This is a genomic window from Dietzia massiliensis, assembly GCF_018390595.1.
GTDB lineage: Bacteria > Actinomycetota > Actinomycetes > Mycobacteriales > Mycobacteriaceae > Dietzia > Dietzia massiliensis.
The window spans coordinates 66633-83339 of sequence record NZ_JAHBAV010000007.1; the positions used below are offsets into that span (position 1 = coordinate 66633).

Below are 16707 nucleotides of genomic sequence, written 5' to 3' on the forward strand. Positions count from 1 at the left end.
TCACCCTGCCGGCGAGGGCACCAGCCCCGGCCCCGGCCCGACGGAAGGCGGACACCCCGATGACAGCGAACTCCGGACTCGACACCGCGCTGACCCCGCTGAGCTTCCTGGAGAAGGCCGCGCGCGTCTCGCCCGACGCGACCGCGGTGGTGGACGGCCCGCGGCGCCAGACCTACGCCGAGTTCGCCGACCGGGCTACCAGACTTGCCTCGCTGCTGAAGATGCGCGGCGTCGCGCGCGGCGACCGCGTCGGCGTCCTCGCCCCCAACTCCGCGGAGGCCCTGCTCGCCCAGTTCGCCGTCCCGCTGGCCGGCGGAGCCGTGGTCGCACTCAACACCCGTCTGGCCCCGGCCGAGATCGCCTACATCGTCGACCACGCCGGCATCGAGGTGCTCATCGCCGACGCCGACCTGCTCGCCGGCCTGGGCGACGAGGTCCCCGACGCGCTGCGGCTGCTCCTCGTCGCGCCCGACGCCGACGGCACGCAGCCCGACGCGTCCCGCTTCGGCCCGCGTGCCGAGGCCCTCGAGGAGGGCCTCGCGAACGCCTCGCCGCAGCCCGTGCCGTGGACCGTCGCCGACGAGGACTCCGTCATCGCCGTCAACTACACCTCCGGCACGACCGGTCGCCCCAAGGGCGTCATGTACACCCACCGCGGCGCCTACCTCAACGCGCTCGGCGAGATCATCACCCAGGACCTCGACGCCGACTCGCGGTACCTGTGGACCCTGCCGATGTTCCACTGCAACGGCTGGTGCACCACCTGGGCGCTGACCGGTGCGCGGGGCACCCACGTGTGTCTGCGCGCCGTCCGCGGGGAGGACATCTGGAGACTGTTCGACGACGAGGGGATCAACCGCCTCGCCGGTGCCCCCGCCGTGTTGAGCACCATCGCGGACGACCCGGCCGCCCGGCCGATCGAGGGGATCCGCATGATCACCGCCGGGGCGCCGCCCTCGCCGACCATCCTGCGCCGCTTCGAGGAGCTCGGGATCGACGTCACCCAGGTGTACGGCCTCACCGAGACCTACGGCCCCTTCACCGTGTGCACCCCGCAGCCCGGCTGGGCCGATCTCGACCCCGACGAGCGTGCCGGCCTCAAGTCCCGCCAGGGCGTCGCGATGATCCACGCCGACACCGTGCGCGTGGTCGAGCGGACCTCGCCCGGGGAGACCCGTCTGATCGACGTGCCCGCCGACGGCGTGACGATGGGCGAGGTCGTGATGACCGGCAACGGCGTCATGAAGGGCTACTTCAACGACCCCGAGGCCACCGCCGCCGCGTTCGCCGGGGGCTGGTTCCACTCAGGTGACCTCGGCGTGATGCACCCCGACGGATACGTGCAGCTGCTCGACCGCGCCAAGGACGTGGTGGTCTCCGGCGGCGAGAACATCTCCACGATCGAGGTCGAGCAGGCGATCGTCTCCCACCCCGACGTCGTGGACTGCGCCGTGGTGTCCATGCCCGACGAGAAGTGGGGCGAGCGGCCCAAGGCCTACGTGGTGGTGCGGCCGGGGTCGCAGCTCGACGAGGCCGGCGTGATCGAGCACTGCCGCACGAAGATCGCCCGATACAAGGTCCCCGGCGCGGTGGAGCTCACCGAGGCGCTGCCCCGGACGTCCACCGGCAAGGTGCGCAAGAACGAACTGCGCGACGCCGCGTGGGCGGGCTGGGAGAAGCGGATCAACTGAGGCGGGCGAACCCGGCCCCGCCACCGTGGTGCCGGTGCCGTTATTGTGTCAGGTAGGACCACAATCCGGTGCGCCCGGTCATGACGGGGGCGCACCCCGCCCCGACTCGCAGGAGGTCGACGCAGGCCCATGACGAACATCGTCGTACTGATCAAGCAGGTTCCCGACACCTATTCCGAGCGCAAGCTCTCGGACGGGGACTACACCCTGGACCGCGAGGCCGCGGACGCGGTCCTGGACGAGATCAACGAGAAGGCCGTCGAGCAGGCGCTCCAGATCAAGGAGGCCAACGGCGGCGAGGTAACCGTCCTGTGCGCCGGACCGGATCGCGCCACCGAGGCCATCCGCAAGGCCCTGTCGATGGGTGCCGACAAGGCGGTCCACCTCAACGACGAGGGCCTCCACGGTTCCGACGTCGTCCAGACCGCGTGGGCCCTGGCCAACGTGCTGGGCACCATCGAGGGCACCGAGCTGGTCATCGCCGGCAACGAGGCCACCGACGGCCGCATGGGTGCCGTCCCGGCCATCCTCGCCGAGTACCTGGGCCTGCCCCAGCTCACCCACATGCGCACCCTCGAGATCGCCGACGGCGTGGCCCGGGGCGAGCGCGAGACCGACGAGGGCATCTTCGAGGTCGAGGCCTCCCTTCCGTGCGTCGTGTCGGTCGGCGAGAAGATCAACGAGCCGCGGTTCCCGTCCTTCAAGGGCATCATGGCCGCCAAGAAGAAGCCGGTCGAGGTCCTCACCCTGGCCGACGCGAACGTCGAGGCCGGCCAGGTCGGCAAGGACAACGCCGCGTCGACCGTGACCTCCTCCGCCCCCAAGCCGCCGCGTGCGGCCGGTGAGAAGGTCGTCGACGAGGGCGAGGGCGGCAACGACATCGCCAAGTACCTCGTGGCGCAGAAGCTCATCTGACGCGAGCTCACCCCGACCGACTCATCACAGTCTTTTTCAAGGAGAACCCACCATGGCTGAAGTCCTCGTCGCGGTCGAGCACGTCGACGGCGAACTCAAGAAGGTCACCAACGAGCTGCTGACCGCCGCCCGCGCGCTCGGCGAGCCGTCCGCCGTCGTGTTCGGCGAGACCGGCACCGCCGCCGCGCTCACCGACGCCCTCAAGGAGGCCGGCGCGGAGAAGATCTACGTCGCCGAGGGCGACGCGGTGCAGAACTACCTCGTCACCCCCAAGGTCGACGTCCTGGCCGGCCTCGCCGAGCAGGGCGCCGCCGCGATCGTCCTGGCCGCCACGTTCGAGGGCAAGGAGGTCGCGGGCCGTCTCGCGGCCCGCACCGGCTCGGGCGTCCTCACCGACGTCATCGAGATCCGCGAGGACGGCTCCGCCGTCCACTCGATCTTCGGTGGCGCCTACACCGTCGAGGCCACCGTCTCCGGCGACACCCCGATCTACACGGTCCGTCCCGGCTCCGTCGAGGCGTCCCCGGCCGCGGGCGCGGGCGAGGTCGTCGAGGTCCAGGTCCCCGAGCCCGAGAACGCCGCGAAGATCACCTCGCGCAACCCGATCGTCGGTGGCGACCGCCCCGAGCTCACCGAGGCGACCGTCGTCGTCTCCGGTGGCCGCGGTGTCGGCTCGGCCGAGAAGTTCGAGGAGGTCGTCGAGCCGCTCGCCGATTCCCTCAAGGGTGCGGTCGGCGCCTCCCGCGCCGCCGTCGACTCGGGCTACTACCCGGGCCAGTTCCAGGTCGGCCAGACCGGCAAGACCGTGTCGCCGCAGCTGTACATCGCCCTGGGCATCTCCGGCGCCATCCAGCACCGCGCCGGCATGCAGACGTCCAAGACGATCGTCGCGGTGAACAAGGACGAGGAGGCCCCGATCTTCGAGATCGCGGACTACGGCATCGTCGGCGACCTGTTCAACGTCGCCCCGCAGCTCACCGAGGCCATCAACGCCCGCAAGTGAGCCCCGCACACCGTGTCTGACGGACGCGACCCGGACCCCGGCACCCCTGCGGTGCCGGGGTCCGGCGCATCCGGGCGTATCCTTGCCTGCGATATGCCCACCTTGCGCCCCGTGCACTATCTGGACCACGCCGCGACCACCCCGATGCGTCCGGCGGCCGTCGCCGCCTACGCCGAGGCGGCCTCGGTGGTCGGCAACGCCTCCTCGCTCCACGGCTCCGGTCGCCGCGCGCGGCGACGCGTCGAGGAGGCCCGCGAGTCGCTCGCCCACCACCTCGGGTGTCGCCCCTCGGAGGTGGTGTTCACCTCCGGCGGCACCGAGTCCGACAACCTCGCGATCCTCGGCCAGGCTGCCGCTCACGACGGCGATCTCGTCGCCGTCGGCGCCACCGAGCACCACTCCGTGCTCGACGCCGCCGCCCATCTGGCGACCGGGCGCGGGGGAGAAAAGGAGATCCGGCTGCTGCCCGTCGACGCACACGGCGCCGTCGTTCCCGACACCGTCCGCGAGCTCGCCGAGGAGGCCGGCCCCCGCCTCGCGCTCGTCGCGACGATGCTGGCCAACAACGAGATCGGCACCCTCGGGGACGTCTCGGCGGTCGCCGGGCACGCCCGCGCGGTCGGCGCCGCGGTCCACACCGACGCCGTCCAGGCCGTGGGGCACGTGCCGGTGGACTTCGCCGCCCTCGGCGTCACCTCTCTGAGCCTGTCCGCCCACAAGTTCGGGGGCCCGCTCGGGGTGGGCGCCCTGATCCTCGACCGGGGCGCCGAATGCGTTCCGATCGGCTTCGGCGGCGGGCAGGAGCGCGATCTGCGCTCCGGGTCGGTGGACGTCCCCGGTGTCGTCGCCATGGCCGTGGCACTCGACGAGGCCGTCCGCGAGATGGAGGCCGAGACGCGGCGGCTGACCGCGCTGCGGGACCGGCTGATCGACGGCGTGCTCGCCGCGGTCCCCGGTGCTATCGCCAACGGGGGCGGCGAGCGCCTCCCGGGGATCGCCAACATCACCTTCCCCGGATGCTCCGGGGAGTCGCTCATCCTCCTGTTGGACGCCGCCGGGATCGAGTGCTCGACCGGCTCCGCGTGCACCGCCGGGGTCGCCGAGCCCAGTCACGTCCTGCTCGCCCTCGGCGCCGACGACGCCTCGGCTCGGAGCAGCCTGCGGCTCAGCCTGGGGTACACGACCACCGAGGCCGACATCGACGCCGCTATCGCCGCCCTGGGCCCCGCCGCCGACCGCGCCCGCGTCGCGGGCCTCGGCCTGGCCCGCGCCGGGGTGAGCGCATCATGAGAGTGCTCGCCGCGATGAGCGGGGGAGTGGACTCCGCCGTGGCCGCCGCCCGAGCCGTTGCCGCCGGCCACGAGGTCGTGGGCGTGCACCTGGCCCTCAGCAGCGATCCGGCGACCCTGCGGACCGGATCCCGGGGCTGCTGCTCGCGCGAGGACGCCGGAGACGCACGCCGCGTCGCCGACCTGCTGGGGATCCCCTTCTACGTCTGGGACTTCGCCGAGCGGTTCCGGGCCGACGTCATCGACGACTTCGTCGAGTCCTATGCCCGCGGGGAGACGCCCAACCCGTGCCTGCGCTGCAACGAGCGAATCAAGTTCGAGGCGCTGCTCGAGCGCGGCATGGCGCTCGGGTTCGACGCCGTCGCGACCGGACACTACGCCCGGCTGTCGACCGAGGAGCTCCCCGACGGCTCCCGCCGACCCGTCCTGCGCCGGGCGGTCGACGCGGCCAAGGACCAGTCCTACGTCCTCGGCGTGCTCACCCCCGAGCAGCTCGCCCACTCGATGTTCCCGCTGGGGGACTCGCTCAAGTCGCAGGTCCGCGCCGAGGCGGAGGCGGCGGGCCTGCCGGTGGCCACCAAGCCCGACAGCCACGACATCTGCTTCATCCCGTCCGGCGACACGCGCGCGTTCCTCGGGGCCCGCATCGGGGTGCGTCCCGGCGCGGTCGTCGACGCCGACACCGGTGACGAGCTCGGCCGCCACGACGGGATCCACGGGTTCACCATCGGCCAGCGCAAGGGGCTCGGCGTGCAGGGGCCCGCGGCCGACGGCCGCCCCCGGTACGTCACCGCGATCGACGCCGACAGCGGCACGGTTACCGTCGGCGGTGCCGCTCACCTGCTGTCCGTCGCCATGACGGCCACCTCGCCGTACTGGCTGGTCGACGACGACATCCGCGAGACCGACTGCCACGTCCAGATCCGCGCGCACGGCGAGGCCACCCCGGCCCACGTCCGGCGCATCGGGGACGGAGCGGACGCCACTCTCGAGATCACCCTGCACGAGCCGGTCCGCGGGGTCGCGCCCGGGCAGGCCGCCGTTTTGTACCGCTCCGAGCCCGACGGCGACCGCGTCCTGGGCAGCGGCACCATCTCCGCCTCCCGCCCGGCGACGGAGGCGGTGTGACGCCGGAGGCGGGCCCCGCTCCGTCCAGCACCGGGCCCGGCCCGATGCCCGGCACCGATCCCCGCGAGGCGGCCCGCGTCGTGATGGGGGAGTGCCACTCCCTGCCGTTCCTGCCGGAGCTGCCGGACCGGGGCCCCGGCGCGGACGCGATCGGCCGCACCCTCGCGACGCTCGCCGACCTGCCCACGGACGTCACCCCGCGCGGGTGGCGACTCGCGGATTCGCCGGGTCGTCTCGCCCGGCGGGCCGCAGACCACCTCGACCGGGACGGCGACGCCCTCGAGGAGGCCGACGAGCTGGCGAGGGACCCCGAGGAGGTGCCCGAGCCCGCCCGTCGTCGGCTCCAGGTGCGGATCGTGGGCCCGTGGTCGCTCGCGGCGCAGGTGGAACTGCCCGGCGGGATGCCGGTCCTGTCCGACCGCGGTGCCCGACGCGACCTGGCGGCCTCCCTCGGCGAGGGCGCGGGAGCCCTCGCCGCGCGGCTCGCGGGCCGACTGCGCGCGGGCGCCCGCGTCCTGCTCGACGAGCCACTGCTCTGGAAGGTGGCCGCCGGGACGGTGCAGTCCCCCAGCCGTCTCGACCCGATCGCGGCCGTCCCCGCGGACCAGCTCGCCCTGTCGCTGTGCCGCTTCGGGGACGCCCTGCGCCGCGCCGGCGCCGCCGAGGTCATGGTGCGTGTCCCCGTGACATCGGACCCCGGCGCTCCGCCGGTCTGGTCCGTCATCGCCGAGCCGCCCCGGGGCGAGACGCCTCTCGACGGCGCGTGCCTAGCCGCCTCACCGCTGTACTCCGCGCGGTCACACGCCGCCCTGGACGCCGCCGGCACCCTGCTGGGGGATGGCCGCACCCTCCAGTTGGAGGGTCTGCCCGGTGCCGGCGGACCGCCGCTGACATCCACCGAGGCCGAACGGCCCGCAGCGGAGTTGTTGGCACTGCTCGACCGGCTCGGGGCGCCAGCCCACTCGGGCCTGCCCTTAATCGTGCTCACGCCGACGGCTGACGAGGTCGTCGCCGCGTCCGTGGCCGCCGCGGCACTCCGCGGAGCCAGACTCGTCGCGGACACCGCTCCCCGCATGGCCGAGTGACCGACCGGGCCTAGACGGTCGCCATCGGCCACAGGGTGTTGACGTCGGACGCGTCCTTCCCGCAGCGTTCGAGGTAGGCGGCGAAGTCCCGCTGGCGCGCCTCGTGCCACCGGGCCTGCTGCGCGTTGGACTCGCGCCAGTCACAGTCGGACAACTCCTGTTGCGTCCCCAGCATCTTCCACGCCAGGCGCGCGGCCGCGAGCGCGTCCGCGGCCGCCTCGTGCGCGGCGTCGAGGCGCACCCCGTGCTGACCGCACAGCGCCTCCAACGTGCGCTTGCCCTTGCGGAAGGGATCGACGGCACGGTCGACGACATACGGATCGATGACCGGGCCGGCCACCTCGAAGGTCGGGTGCCACCGGCGCAAAATCGTCAGGTCGTAGCACGCGTTGAACACCACGAGCGTGCGGCCGTCGCGCCATCCCTGCCGGATGGCCTCCACGGTCTCCGCGATGACCTCCGCGTGGGGCCTACCGTGTTCCCTCGCGTGGGCGGTGGTGATGCCGTGGACAGCGGTCGCTCCCTCGGGGATCTCGATACCGGGATCGGCCAGCCAGTTCCGTTCCCTCTTGCGTGGCCCGTCGATCTCGATCAGGGCCGAGGTCACGACGTGGGCCGTGCGCGGGTCGGGGCCGGTCGTCTCGAGGTCGAAAGCCAGCAGGCGGTTCCGGTCGATGGAAACGGGGAGCGTGATGTCGTTGGTCATGGGCTCACCGTAGGCCAGCGCTCCGACACCGCGGAGGCGTCGCGGCCGCGTGCGACATAACCTGTCACTGTGAGCCAAGCGAGCGACAGCACCGAGCCCGTCGGCACCGGGGACATCCCGCCGGAGATCCGGCAGGAGTGGACCGAGCTCGCGGAGACCGTCCGCGACCATCAGTTCCGCTACTACGTCAAGGACGCGCCGATCGTCTCCGACGCCGAGTTCGACCGGCTCTTCGGAGAACTGCAGGCGCTCGAGGAGAAGTACCCGGCACTGCGTACCGCCGACTCGCCCACGCAGTTGGTCGGCGGCGGGTTCTCCACCGACTTCGCCCCGGTCGAGCACCTGGAGCGGATGACCAGTCTCGACAACGTCTTCTCCGAGGAGGAGCTGCGCGACTGGGTCGCCTCCGCGGTCGAGCAGGCCGGTGTGCCCGAGGACCGGCTGCCGTTCCTGTGCGAGGTGAAGATCGACGGCGTGGCCCTGGATCTGGTCTACCGCGACGGGAAGCTGGTCAGCGCGGCCACCCGCGGCGACGGGCGGACCGGTGAGGACGTCACCCTCAACGCCCGCACGATCGAGGACATCCCGGTCACCCTCACCCCGACGCCGGACCGGCCGGTGCCCTCGCTTCTGGAGGTCCGCGGGGAGGTCTTCTTCCGCCTCGAGGACTTCGCCGAGCTCAACGCCCGGCTGGTGGCCGAGGGCAAGGCGCCGTTCGCCAACCCCCGCAACAGCGCCGCCGGGTCGCTGCGGCAGAAGAACCCCGCCATCACCGCACAACGTCGTCTCGGCATGTACTGCCACGGGCTCGGGGCGGTGGAGGGGGCGACGTTCGAGAGTCTCCACGACGTCTACCTCGCCCTGGTGGACTGGGGCCTGCCGGTCTCCCCGCACACCGCGCCCGCGACCGGGGTCGAGGAGGTGGTCGAGCGGATGCGGTACTGGGGTGAGCACCGCAGCGACCCCGAGCACGAGATCGACGGACTCGTCGTGAAGATCGACGACCGCGCCGTCCAGCGTCGCCTCGGCCAGACCTCCCGGGCCCCGCGGTGGGCGATCGCCTACAAGTACCCGCCCGAGGAGGTCATGACCGAGCTCCTCGACATCCGGGTCTCCGTCGGCCGGACCGGGCGTGTGACCCCGTTCGCCTACATGGAGCCGGTCCTCGTCGCGGGGTCGACGGTCTCGCTCGCGACGCTCCACAACCAGACCGAGGTGATCCGCAAGGGTGTGCTCATCGGCGACACGGTCGTGATCCGCAAGGCCGGCGACGTGATCCCCGAGGTCCTCGGCCCCGTGGTCGAGCGCCGCGACGGGACCGAGCGCGAGTTCGTCTTCCCCGAGCGCTGCCCCGAATGTGACACCGTCCTGGCACCCGCCCGTGAGGGCGACGCCGACTGGCGGTGCCCCAACCAGCGGTCGTGCCCCGCCCAGTTGCGCGAGCGGCTGTTCTACCTCGCCTCCCGCAACGCCCTGGACATCGAGGCACTCGGATACGAGGGCGCGTCCGACCTCCTCGCCAGTGGGGTGCTCGAGAACGAGGCCGGGCTCTTCGATCTCACCGAGGCCGACCTCCTCCGCACGCACCTCTACACCCGTACCGAGAAGGCGACGCGGAAGCAGATCGAGGAGGGGGCCGAGCCCGAGCGGACCGTGCTCACCGAGAACGGACGCAAGCTGCTGGCCAACCTCGCCGCCGCGAAGGACCGGCCGCTGTGGCGGGTCCTGGTCGCCCTGTCGATCCGACATGTCGGCCCCACGGCGGCGCGGGCCCTCGCGACCAGGTTCGGGACGATGGAGGCCATCCGCGCGGCATCCGAGGAGGAGCTGGCCGAGACCGACGGCGTGGGTCAGACGATCGCCGCGTCGGTGGTCGAGTGGTTCGGCGTCGACTGGCATCGCGAGATCGTCGACCGGTGGGCGGCGGCCGGCGTCTCGATGGCGGATGAGCGGGACGAGTCGATCCCGCGCACGCTCGAGGGGCTGACGATCGTCGCCACGGGCTCCCTCGAGGGCTTCACCCGCGACGGCATCAAGGAGGCCATCATCGCCCGGGGCGGCAAGGCCTCGGGGTCGGTGTCCAAGAAGACTGATTACGTGGTGGTGGGCGATAACCCGGGCTCGAAGGCGGCGAAGGCCGAGGAGCTGGGTCTGACCATCCTCGACGAGGCGGGCTTCGTCGAGCTCATGGAGAACGGGCCCGCCCCGGCGGGAACCGCGGATCCGGACACTGACGACGTCGACCGGTGACGACGCGCCTCAGCCGGCGTGCAGCGAGCGCAGAATCCCCGTGAGGTAGCCGAGACGGGCGATCTCCGACGGCCGGAACGACGGGCCGCCGGGCCGACCGACCACCAGGACGTGCCCGGCGTTCAGGGGCGCCGCCGCCAGCGCGGTGTCCATCGCCGTCCATTCGGCCGGGACCTCGTCGTCGTCATCCAGTGCGGTGACGCGAGCCAGGCCGCAGACGACGGGGACCTCGCCCCCCTCCCACATCGGCGCGGACTCCCCGCGCGCCACCAGCCGACACGTCGCGTCGCCGGTCACCTCCAGCACCAGCGCCCAGCCGACGCGCAGCGCGGCGGGGATCTCGTCGGCGAGCATCTGCGCGGCCCCGGCGCCCGCCCCGGCGACCGCGTCGATCAGCTCGAGCTCGCGATGGGCGTCGAGGATCCCGCCGAACGGACGCAGGGAGTCCACGACCACGCCGTCGAGCCGCTCGGCCGCCGTGATGAGGGTGTCGGGGAAGGTGCCGTGGGGGACGTCCACGACGATGTCGTCGACCGCGACACCGTCGAAACGGTCCACGACGTCGAGGCTGACGATGTCCGCGTCAACGGTTCCCAGGGCCACCGCGAGGGAGCCGAGGCTGCCCGGTCGGTCGGGCAACATGACGCGGAGGAGATAAGACATGACGCCCATTGTGCCGCACCCCCGCGGCCTGACTAGGCTGGGCCGGTACCGACCACGCCACGGAAAGGGGCAGGCACGTGACCTCGATCTCACGCGGGGACGTCGCGCATCTGGCCAGGCTCTCCCGCCTGGAACTGAGCGACGCCGAGCTGGATTCGTTCGCACAGCAGCTCACCGACATCCTCGACCACGTGCAGGCCGTCTCCGAGGTCGCCGCGGACGACGTCCCGGCGATGAGCCACCCCACCGCGATCACCAACGTGTACCGGGACGACGTGGTCACCCCGGGACTGACGCCGGAGCAGGCGCTCGACCAGGCCCCGGCCTCCGACGAGCAGCGATTCGAGGTCCCGCAGATCCTGGGAGAGGACGCATGACCGAGCTCACCACCGCCACCGCCGCAGAGCTGGCGGGCCGGATCGCCGCGCGGGAGGTGTCCTCGGAGGAGGTCACCCGTGCGCACCTGGACCGGATCGACGAGGTCGACGGCGAGATCAACGCCTTCCTGCACGTGGGCGCCGACGAGGCCCTCGCGGCGGCCCGGGACGTCGACTCCCGCCTGGCCGCCGGTGAAGAGCTCGGCCCGCTGGCCGGCGTGCCCATCGCCCTGAAGGACGTCTTCACCACCACCGACGCCCCCACCACGTGCGGTTCCCGGATCCTCGAGGGGTACCGCTCGCCGTACGACGCGACCGTGACGGGCCGGCTGCGGGAGGCGGGTATCCCGATCCTCGGCAAGACCAACATGGACGAGTTCGCCATGGGGTCCTCCACCGAGAACTCCGCGTACGGGCCGACCCGCAACCCCTGGGACCCCAGCCGTACGCCGGGCGGCTCGGGCGGCGGTTCCGCCGCGGCGCTCGCGTCCCACCAGGCCCCGCTCGCCATCGGCACCGACACCGGTGGGTCGATCCGCCAGCCCGCCGCGCTCACCGCGACGGTCGGCGTCAAGCCCACGTACGGCACCGTCTCGCGCTACGGCCTCGTGGCCTGCGCCTCCTCGCTCGACCAGGGCGGGCCCTGCGGCCGCACCGTCGAGGACACCGCCCTGCTGCACCAGGTGATCGCCGGGCACGACCCGCGCGACTCCACGAGCCTCGATGTGGCGACCCCGGATGTCGTCGGGGCCGCCCGCGAGGGCGCGAAGGGCGACCTGACCGGGCTGCGCGTCGGCGTGGTCTCGGAGTTCTCGGGGGAGGGCTACCAGCCCGGCGTCGAGGCGTCATTCCGCGCCGCGGTCGACACCCTGCGAGAGCTGGGCGCCGAGATCGTCGAGGTCTCCTGTCCCAACTTCCGCTACGCCCTGCCCGCCTACTACCTCATCCTCCCGTCCGAGGTCTCCAGCAACCTCGCGCGCTTCGACGCGATGCGCTACGGCCTGCGGACCGGCGAGGGCTCGGCCGACCAGGTCATGGCCGCGAGTCGCGAGGCCGGCTTCGGGCCGGAGGTCAAGCGCCGCATCATGCTGGGCACCTACGCGCTGTCCGCCGGCTACTACGACGCCTTCTACGGCCAGGCGCAGAAGGTGCGCACGCTCATCGCGCGCGACTTCGACGCCGCCTACGAGAAGGTGGACGTCCTCGTCTCGCCCACCACGCCGACGACCGCGTTCCCGCTGGGGGACAAGGTCGAGGACCCGGTCGCGATGTACCAGTTCGACCTGTGCACGCTGCCGCTCAACCTCGCCGGGCACTGTGGCATGTCCGTGCCGTCCGGTCTGGTCGACGGTCTGCCCGCGGGCCTGCAGATCATGGCGCCGGCGCTCGCCGACGACCGCCTCTACCGGGTGGGCGCCGCGTACGAGGCCGCGAGAGGCGCGATAGCGTGACCACGGTCCCCGAGCGGGACGCCTGGAAGGCCCTCGCGGCCCTGGTCATCGGGTTCTTCATGATCCTGGTGGACCAGACGATCGTCGCCGTGGCCACCGACGCGTTCGTCACCCAGCTCGGTGCCAGCACCAACCAGGTGATCTGGGTGACGAGCGCCTACCTGCTGGCGTACGTGGTCCCGCTGCTGTTCACCGGGCGGCTCGGGGACCAGATCGGGCCGCGCACGGTCGCGATCGCCGGCCTGGTGGTGTTCACCGGGGCCTCGCTGTGGTGCGGCCTCGCCCCGAACGTCGAGATGCTCATCGTCGCCCGGGTGTTCCAGGGCGTCGGTGCCGCGCTCCTGACGCCGCAGTCGCTGAGCGTGATCACGCGCGTCTTCGCGCCCGAGCGCCGCGGTGCGGCCATGGGCACGTGGGGCGCCGTGGCCGGGATCGCCTCGGTGGTCGGCCCGGTGTTCGGCGGCGTGCTGATCGACGCCTTCGACTGGCGGTGGATCTTCTTCGTCAACATCCCGTTCGGCGTGCTCGCCGTGGTGCTGGTGTGGCTGTGGGTGCCGGTACTGGAGACGCGCACGCGCTCTTACGACGTGCCCGGAATCGTGCTGTCGGCGATCGGCATGTTCCTGCTGGTGTTCGGCATCCAGCAGGGCGAGTCGCACGGCTGGGGCGGAACGACCGCGGCGCTGATCGTGGCCGGCGTCGTGGGGCTCGCCCTGTTCGTGTGGTGGCAGTCGCGCGTGCGTACCGAGCCACTGGTGCCTCTACGGTTGTTCCGCGACCGCAACTTCTCGATCGGCACGTTCGGCGTGTCGACGATCGGGTTCGTCACCGCGGGGACCATGGTGCCGCTCATGTTCTACCTCCAGGGGGTCAAGGAGCTGACCCCGACGCGTGCCGGGCTCATGCTGCTGCCGATGGCCCTGGTCGCCGGTGTCCTCGCGCCGGCCGTGGGCCGGTGGGCCGACCGCCTGGACCCGCGGATCTTCACGGGCGTCGGGTACTTCTCCTTCGCGATCTCCCTGTTCTGGCTGGCGCTGGTGATGGACTCGCAGACGCCGGTGCTCGTCCTGCTCGGCCCGATCGCTCTGATGGGGGTGGCCAACGGGTGTGTGTGGGCGCCGACGTCCTCCACCGCCATGCGCCGCCTCGAGCTGGCCTCCGCGGGAGCCGGGTCGGGTGTGTACAACACCACTCGTCAGGTCGGCGCAGTGCTGGGTTCCGCCGCGATCGGCGCGCTCATGCAGGCCCGCCAGGTCGCGCACGGGGACATCGGACAGGCGGTCGCTGACTCGATGTTCCTCCCCGCGGTGGTCGTCCTTCTCGGCGGCCTCGCCACGATGGCGTTCAAGACGGGCGATCGGTCGCTCGCGGAGCCGTCGACCAGCCCGGCGAGGTGACCCGCTCGGCGAGGTGACCGGCGCGGCGAGGTGACCCGCGCGGCGGGAGGCCGTGCGCCCCTAGACTGCGGGGGAACCGAGAGGAGCTCGACGTGCGTATAGGTGTCCTCACCGCCGGCGGCGACTGCCCGGGCCTCAACGCGGTGATCCGCGCCCTGGTCCGCACCGCCAACTCCGAGTACGACTCGCCGGTCCTGGGCTTCCAGGACGGGTGGTCCGGCCTGGTGGAGGACCGTGCGGTCCCATTGTTCGACGACGAGGGCATCGACCGGATCCTGCTCCGCGGTGGCACGATCCTCGGGACCGGCCGACTCAACCCGGACGTTCTGATGGCCAGCCTCCCGGAGATCCGTCGGACGCTCGAGCGGCACGCCCTGGACGCGCTGGTGGCGATCGGCGGCGACGGGACGCTCAAGGCCGCCCGGTGGCTCACCGAGAACGGAATCCCCGTCGTGGGCGTGCCGAAGACCATCGACAATGACGTCGGCGGCACGGACTACACCTTCGGCTTCGACACGGCCGTATCGATCGCCTCGGACGCCATCGACCGTCTGCACACGACAGCCGAGTCGCACGAGCGGGTCATGCTGGTCGAGGTGATGGGCCGCCACGCCGGGTGGATAGCTCTGCACGCCGGGCTCGCCTCGGGGGCTCACATGATCGTGATCCCGGAGGTCCCGTTCGACATCGACTACGTGTGCAAGGTGATGAAGCGTCGCTTCCAGATGGGGGAGGCCTACGGCATCTGCGTGGTCGCCGAGGGCGCGACGCCCGTCGAGGGCTCCGGGATGACCCTGCGCGAGGGTGGCACCGACCAGTTCGGACACGAGGTCTTCACCGGGGTCGCGGAGCAGATGGCGACGGCGATCCGTGAACGCATGAACCGCGACGTCCGCACCACGGTGCTGGGCCACATCCAGCGGGGTGGCACGCCGACCGCCTACGACCGCAACCTGGCGACGCGGTTCGGGGTGCACGCGGCGCACGCCGTGCACCGCGGGGATTTCGGCCAGATCGTGGCGTTGCGCGGGGAGTCGATCGCGATGGTGCCGGTCGAGGAGGCCGTGTCGGTGCTCAAGACCGTTCCGGAGGACCGCTACCGCGAGGCCGCCTGCCTCTTCGGCTAGATTGTTCGGCATGGAGTTCACCGAGGTCGTGTCACGTTTCGATCCCGTCATGGGTATGGAGGTGCACGTCGAGCTGCACACCAACACCAAGATGTTCTGCGGGTGTCCGACCGCGTTCGGGGCCGAGCCCAACACGCAGGTGTGTCCGGTGTGCATCGGCCTGCCGGGCGCGTTGCCGGTCGCCAATCGGCAGGCGGTGGAGTGGGCCATCAAGATCGGTCTCGCGCTGAACTGCTCGATCGCGCCGTACAGCCGGTTCGCGCGGAAGAACTATTTCTACCCGGATCAGCCGAAGAACTACCAGATCTCGCAGTACGACGAGCCGATCGCCCACGATGGTTACCTCGACGTCCAGCTCGAGGACGGCTCCACCTGGCGCGTGGACATCGAGCGCGCCCACATGGAGGAGGACACCGGGAAGTCCACGCATGTGGGCTCGGCGACCGGACGCATCCACGGCGCCACGCACTCGCTGCTGGACTTCAACCGTGCGGGCGTGCCGCTCATCGAGATCGTGTCCAAGCCGATCGTCGGGGCGGGGGAGCGGGCCCCCGAGATCGCGCGCGCCTACGTGTCGGCGCTGCGTGACCTTCTCAAGAGCCTCGACGTGTCCGACGTCCGGATGGATCAGGGGTCGATGCGCTGCGACGCGAACGTCTCCCTGATGCCCAAGGGCGCCACCGAGTTCGGCACCCGCACCGAGACCAAGAACGTCAACTCCCTGCGCAGCGTCGAGATCGCGGTGCGCCACGAGATGTGCCGCCAGGCGGACGTACTGACGTCGGGCGGCGAGGTCGTCCTGGAGACCCGGCATTTCCACGAGTCGGACGGCACGACGACCGCCGGTCGCCCGAAGGAGTCGGCCGAGGACTACCGCTACTTCCCCGAGCCGGATCTGGCGCCCGTCGAGCCGACGGAGGAGCTCATCGAGTCGATCCGCGCGACGCTGCCGGAACTGCCGTGGGTGCGTCGGGCGCGCGTGCAGGCGGACTGGGGCGTGTCGGACGAGGAGATGCGCGATCTCGTCAACGCCGGCGCCCTGGACCTCATCCTCGCCACTGTCGATGCCGGCGCGCCGCCCGCCGAGGCCCGGTCGTGGTGGGTGTCCTACCTGACGCAGCAGGCCAACAAGAGGGGCGTCGAACTGGACGCCCTCGCCATCACGCCGACGCAGTTGGCGCGGGTCATCGAGCTGGTCGCCGAGGGCAAGCTCACCAACAAGCTGGGCCGACAGGTCGTTGACGCGGTCCTCGACGGTGAAGGCGAGCCCGATCAGATCGTGGCGGACAAGGGTCTCGAGGTGGTCCGCGACGACTCGGCGCTCCAGAAGGCAGTCGACGATGCGCTCGCCGCTCAGCCGGACATCGCGGACAAGATCCGCTCCGGCAAGGTGCAGGCCGCAGGCGCGATTGTCGGTGCGGTCATGAAGGTCACCCGCGGCCAGGCGGATCCGGCTCGCGTGAAGGAGTTGGTGATCGCCGCCTGTAGCTAGGCGGTACAACCGGCTACTCCGTCGGTCGTCCCTCACGTCCGGACCTCGCCCCGCCGATCAGGCAGGGCGGGGTCCGTCGCGTTCGGCGCCGGGTGGGTTGGTGAGGTGGCCGTCGTCGGCGATGAGTCGGTCG

The 16707-nt window shown here is 71.8% G+C and carries 14 protein-coding genes; 12 read left to right on the forward strand and 2 right to left on the reverse strand.

Annotated elements, in window-relative coordinates:
• The first annotated feature begins 59 nt into the window (after positions 1-59).
• From KHA85_RS03360 to KHA85_RS03385, 6 genes are all read left to right on the forward strand, one after another.
• On the forward strand, positions 60-1691 hold the full coding sequence (locus tag KHA85_RS03360) for an AMP-binding protein (protein ID WP_061229418.1): 1632 nt from the start codon (positions 60-62) through the stop codon (positions 1689-1691).
• A 129-nt stretch (positions 1692-1820) separates the two neighbouring features.
• A complete protein-coding gene (locus KHA85_RS03365) occupies positions 1821-2606 on the forward strand; it encodes an electron transfer flavoprotein subunit beta/FixA family protein (protein ID WP_007629330.1) in 786 nt (261 codons plus the stop codon).
• Positions 2607-2658: 52 nt separating this feature from the next.
• On the forward strand, positions 2659-3609 hold the full coding sequence (locus KHA85_RS03370; RefSeq protein WP_007629328.1) for an electron transfer flavoprotein subunit alpha/FixB family protein: 951 nt from the start codon (positions 2659-2661) through the stop codon (positions 3607-3609).
• A 93-nt stretch (positions 3610-3702) separates the two neighbouring features.
• A complete protein-coding gene (locus tag KHA85_RS03375; RefSeq protein WP_213184799.1) occupies positions 3703-4899 on the forward strand; it encodes a cysteine desulfurase family protein in 1197 nt (398 codons plus the stop codon).
• A complete protein-coding gene (gene mnmA, locus KHA85_RS03380) occupies positions 4896-6026 on the forward strand; it encodes a tRNA 2-thiouridine(34) synthase MnmA (protein WP_213184800.1) in 1131 nt (376 codons plus the stop codon). The genes KHA85_RS03375 and mnmA overlap by 4 nt, the downstream gene beginning before the upstream one ends.
• Positions 6023-7111 (forward strand): uroporphyrinogen decarboxylase/cobalamine-independent methonine synthase family protein, encoded by a 1089-nt coding sequence (locus tag KHA85_RS03385; RefSeq protein ID WP_308936845.1) that lies wholly within the window; start codon positions 6023-6025, stop codon positions 7109-7111. Before mnmA ends, KHA85_RS03385 begins: the two co-directional genes overlap by 4 nt.
• 10 nt (positions 7112-7121) lie before the next feature.
• Here the strand turns inward: KHA85_RS03385 and KHA85_RS03390 are convergent, their stop codons facing one another.
• Positions 7122-7817, reverse strand: coding sequence for an exonuclease domain-containing protein (locus tag KHA85_RS03390; RefSeq protein WP_213184801.1), 696 nt, complete (start codon positions 7815-7817; stop codon positions 7122-7124).
• Between the two features lie 69 nt (positions 7818-7886).
• Here KHA85_RS03390 and ligA point away from each other — a divergent pair, with 69 nt between their 5' ends.
• Complete coding sequence (gene ligA / locus KHA85_RS03395; protein WP_213184802.1) at positions 7887-10067, forward strand: NAD-dependent DNA ligase LigA; 2181 nt, start codon at positions 7887-7889, stop codon at positions 10065-10067.
• A gap of 9 nt (positions 10068-10076) precedes the next feature.
• On the opposite strand, the gene KHA85_RS03400 is transcribed toward ligA, so the two are convergent.
• Positions 10077-10730 carry an ACT domain-containing protein gene (locus KHA85_RS03400; protein ID WP_043569170.1) on the reverse strand — a complete coding sequence of 218 codons (654 nt, stop codon included), beginning with the start codon at positions 10728-10730 and terminating at the stop codon, positions 10077-10079.
• A gap of 77 nt (positions 10731-10807) precedes the next feature.
• Between KHA85_RS03400 and gatC the strand changes: the two genes are divergently transcribed.
• From gatC to gatB, 5 genes are all read left to right on the forward strand, one after another.
• The gene (gene gatC / locus KHA85_RS03405; RefSeq protein WP_007634017.1) at positions 10808-11107 is read left to right on the forward strand and encodes an Asp-tRNA(Asn)/Glu-tRNA(Gln) amidotransferase subunit GatC; all 300 of its coding nucleotides are present in this window, start codon (positions 10808-10810) and stop codon (positions 11105-11107) included.
• Positions 11104-12558 carry an Asp-tRNA(Asn)/Glu-tRNA(Gln) amidotransferase subunit GatA gene (gatA, locus tag KHA85_RS03410; RefSeq protein ID WP_213184803.1) on the forward strand — a complete coding sequence of 485 codons (1455 nt, stop codon included), beginning with the start codon at positions 11104-11106 and terminating at the stop codon, positions 12556-12558. Before gatC ends, gatA begins: the two co-directional genes overlap by 4 nt.
• Positions 12555-13955, forward strand: a complete 1401-nt coding sequence (locus KHA85_RS03415) for a DHA2 family efflux MFS transporter permease subunit (protein ID WP_007634008.1) — start codon at positions 12555-12557, stop codon at positions 13953-13955. The genes gatA and KHA85_RS03415 overlap by 4 nt, the downstream gene beginning before the upstream one ends.
• A 92-nt stretch (positions 13956-14047) precedes the next feature.
• A complete protein-coding gene (locus tag KHA85_RS03420; protein ID WP_007634007.1) occupies positions 14048-15082 on the forward strand; it encodes an ATP-dependent 6-phosphofructokinase in 1035 nt (344 codons plus the stop codon).
• A 10-nt stretch (positions 15083-15092) separates the two neighbouring features.
• On the forward strand, positions 15093-16574 hold the full coding sequence (gene gatB, locus KHA85_RS03425; protein ID WP_213184804.1) for an Asp-tRNA(Asn)/Glu-tRNA(Gln) amidotransferase subunit GatB: 1482 nt from the start codon (positions 15093-15095) through the stop codon (positions 16572-16574).
• The last annotated feature ends 133 nt before the right edge of the window (positions 16575-16707 follow it).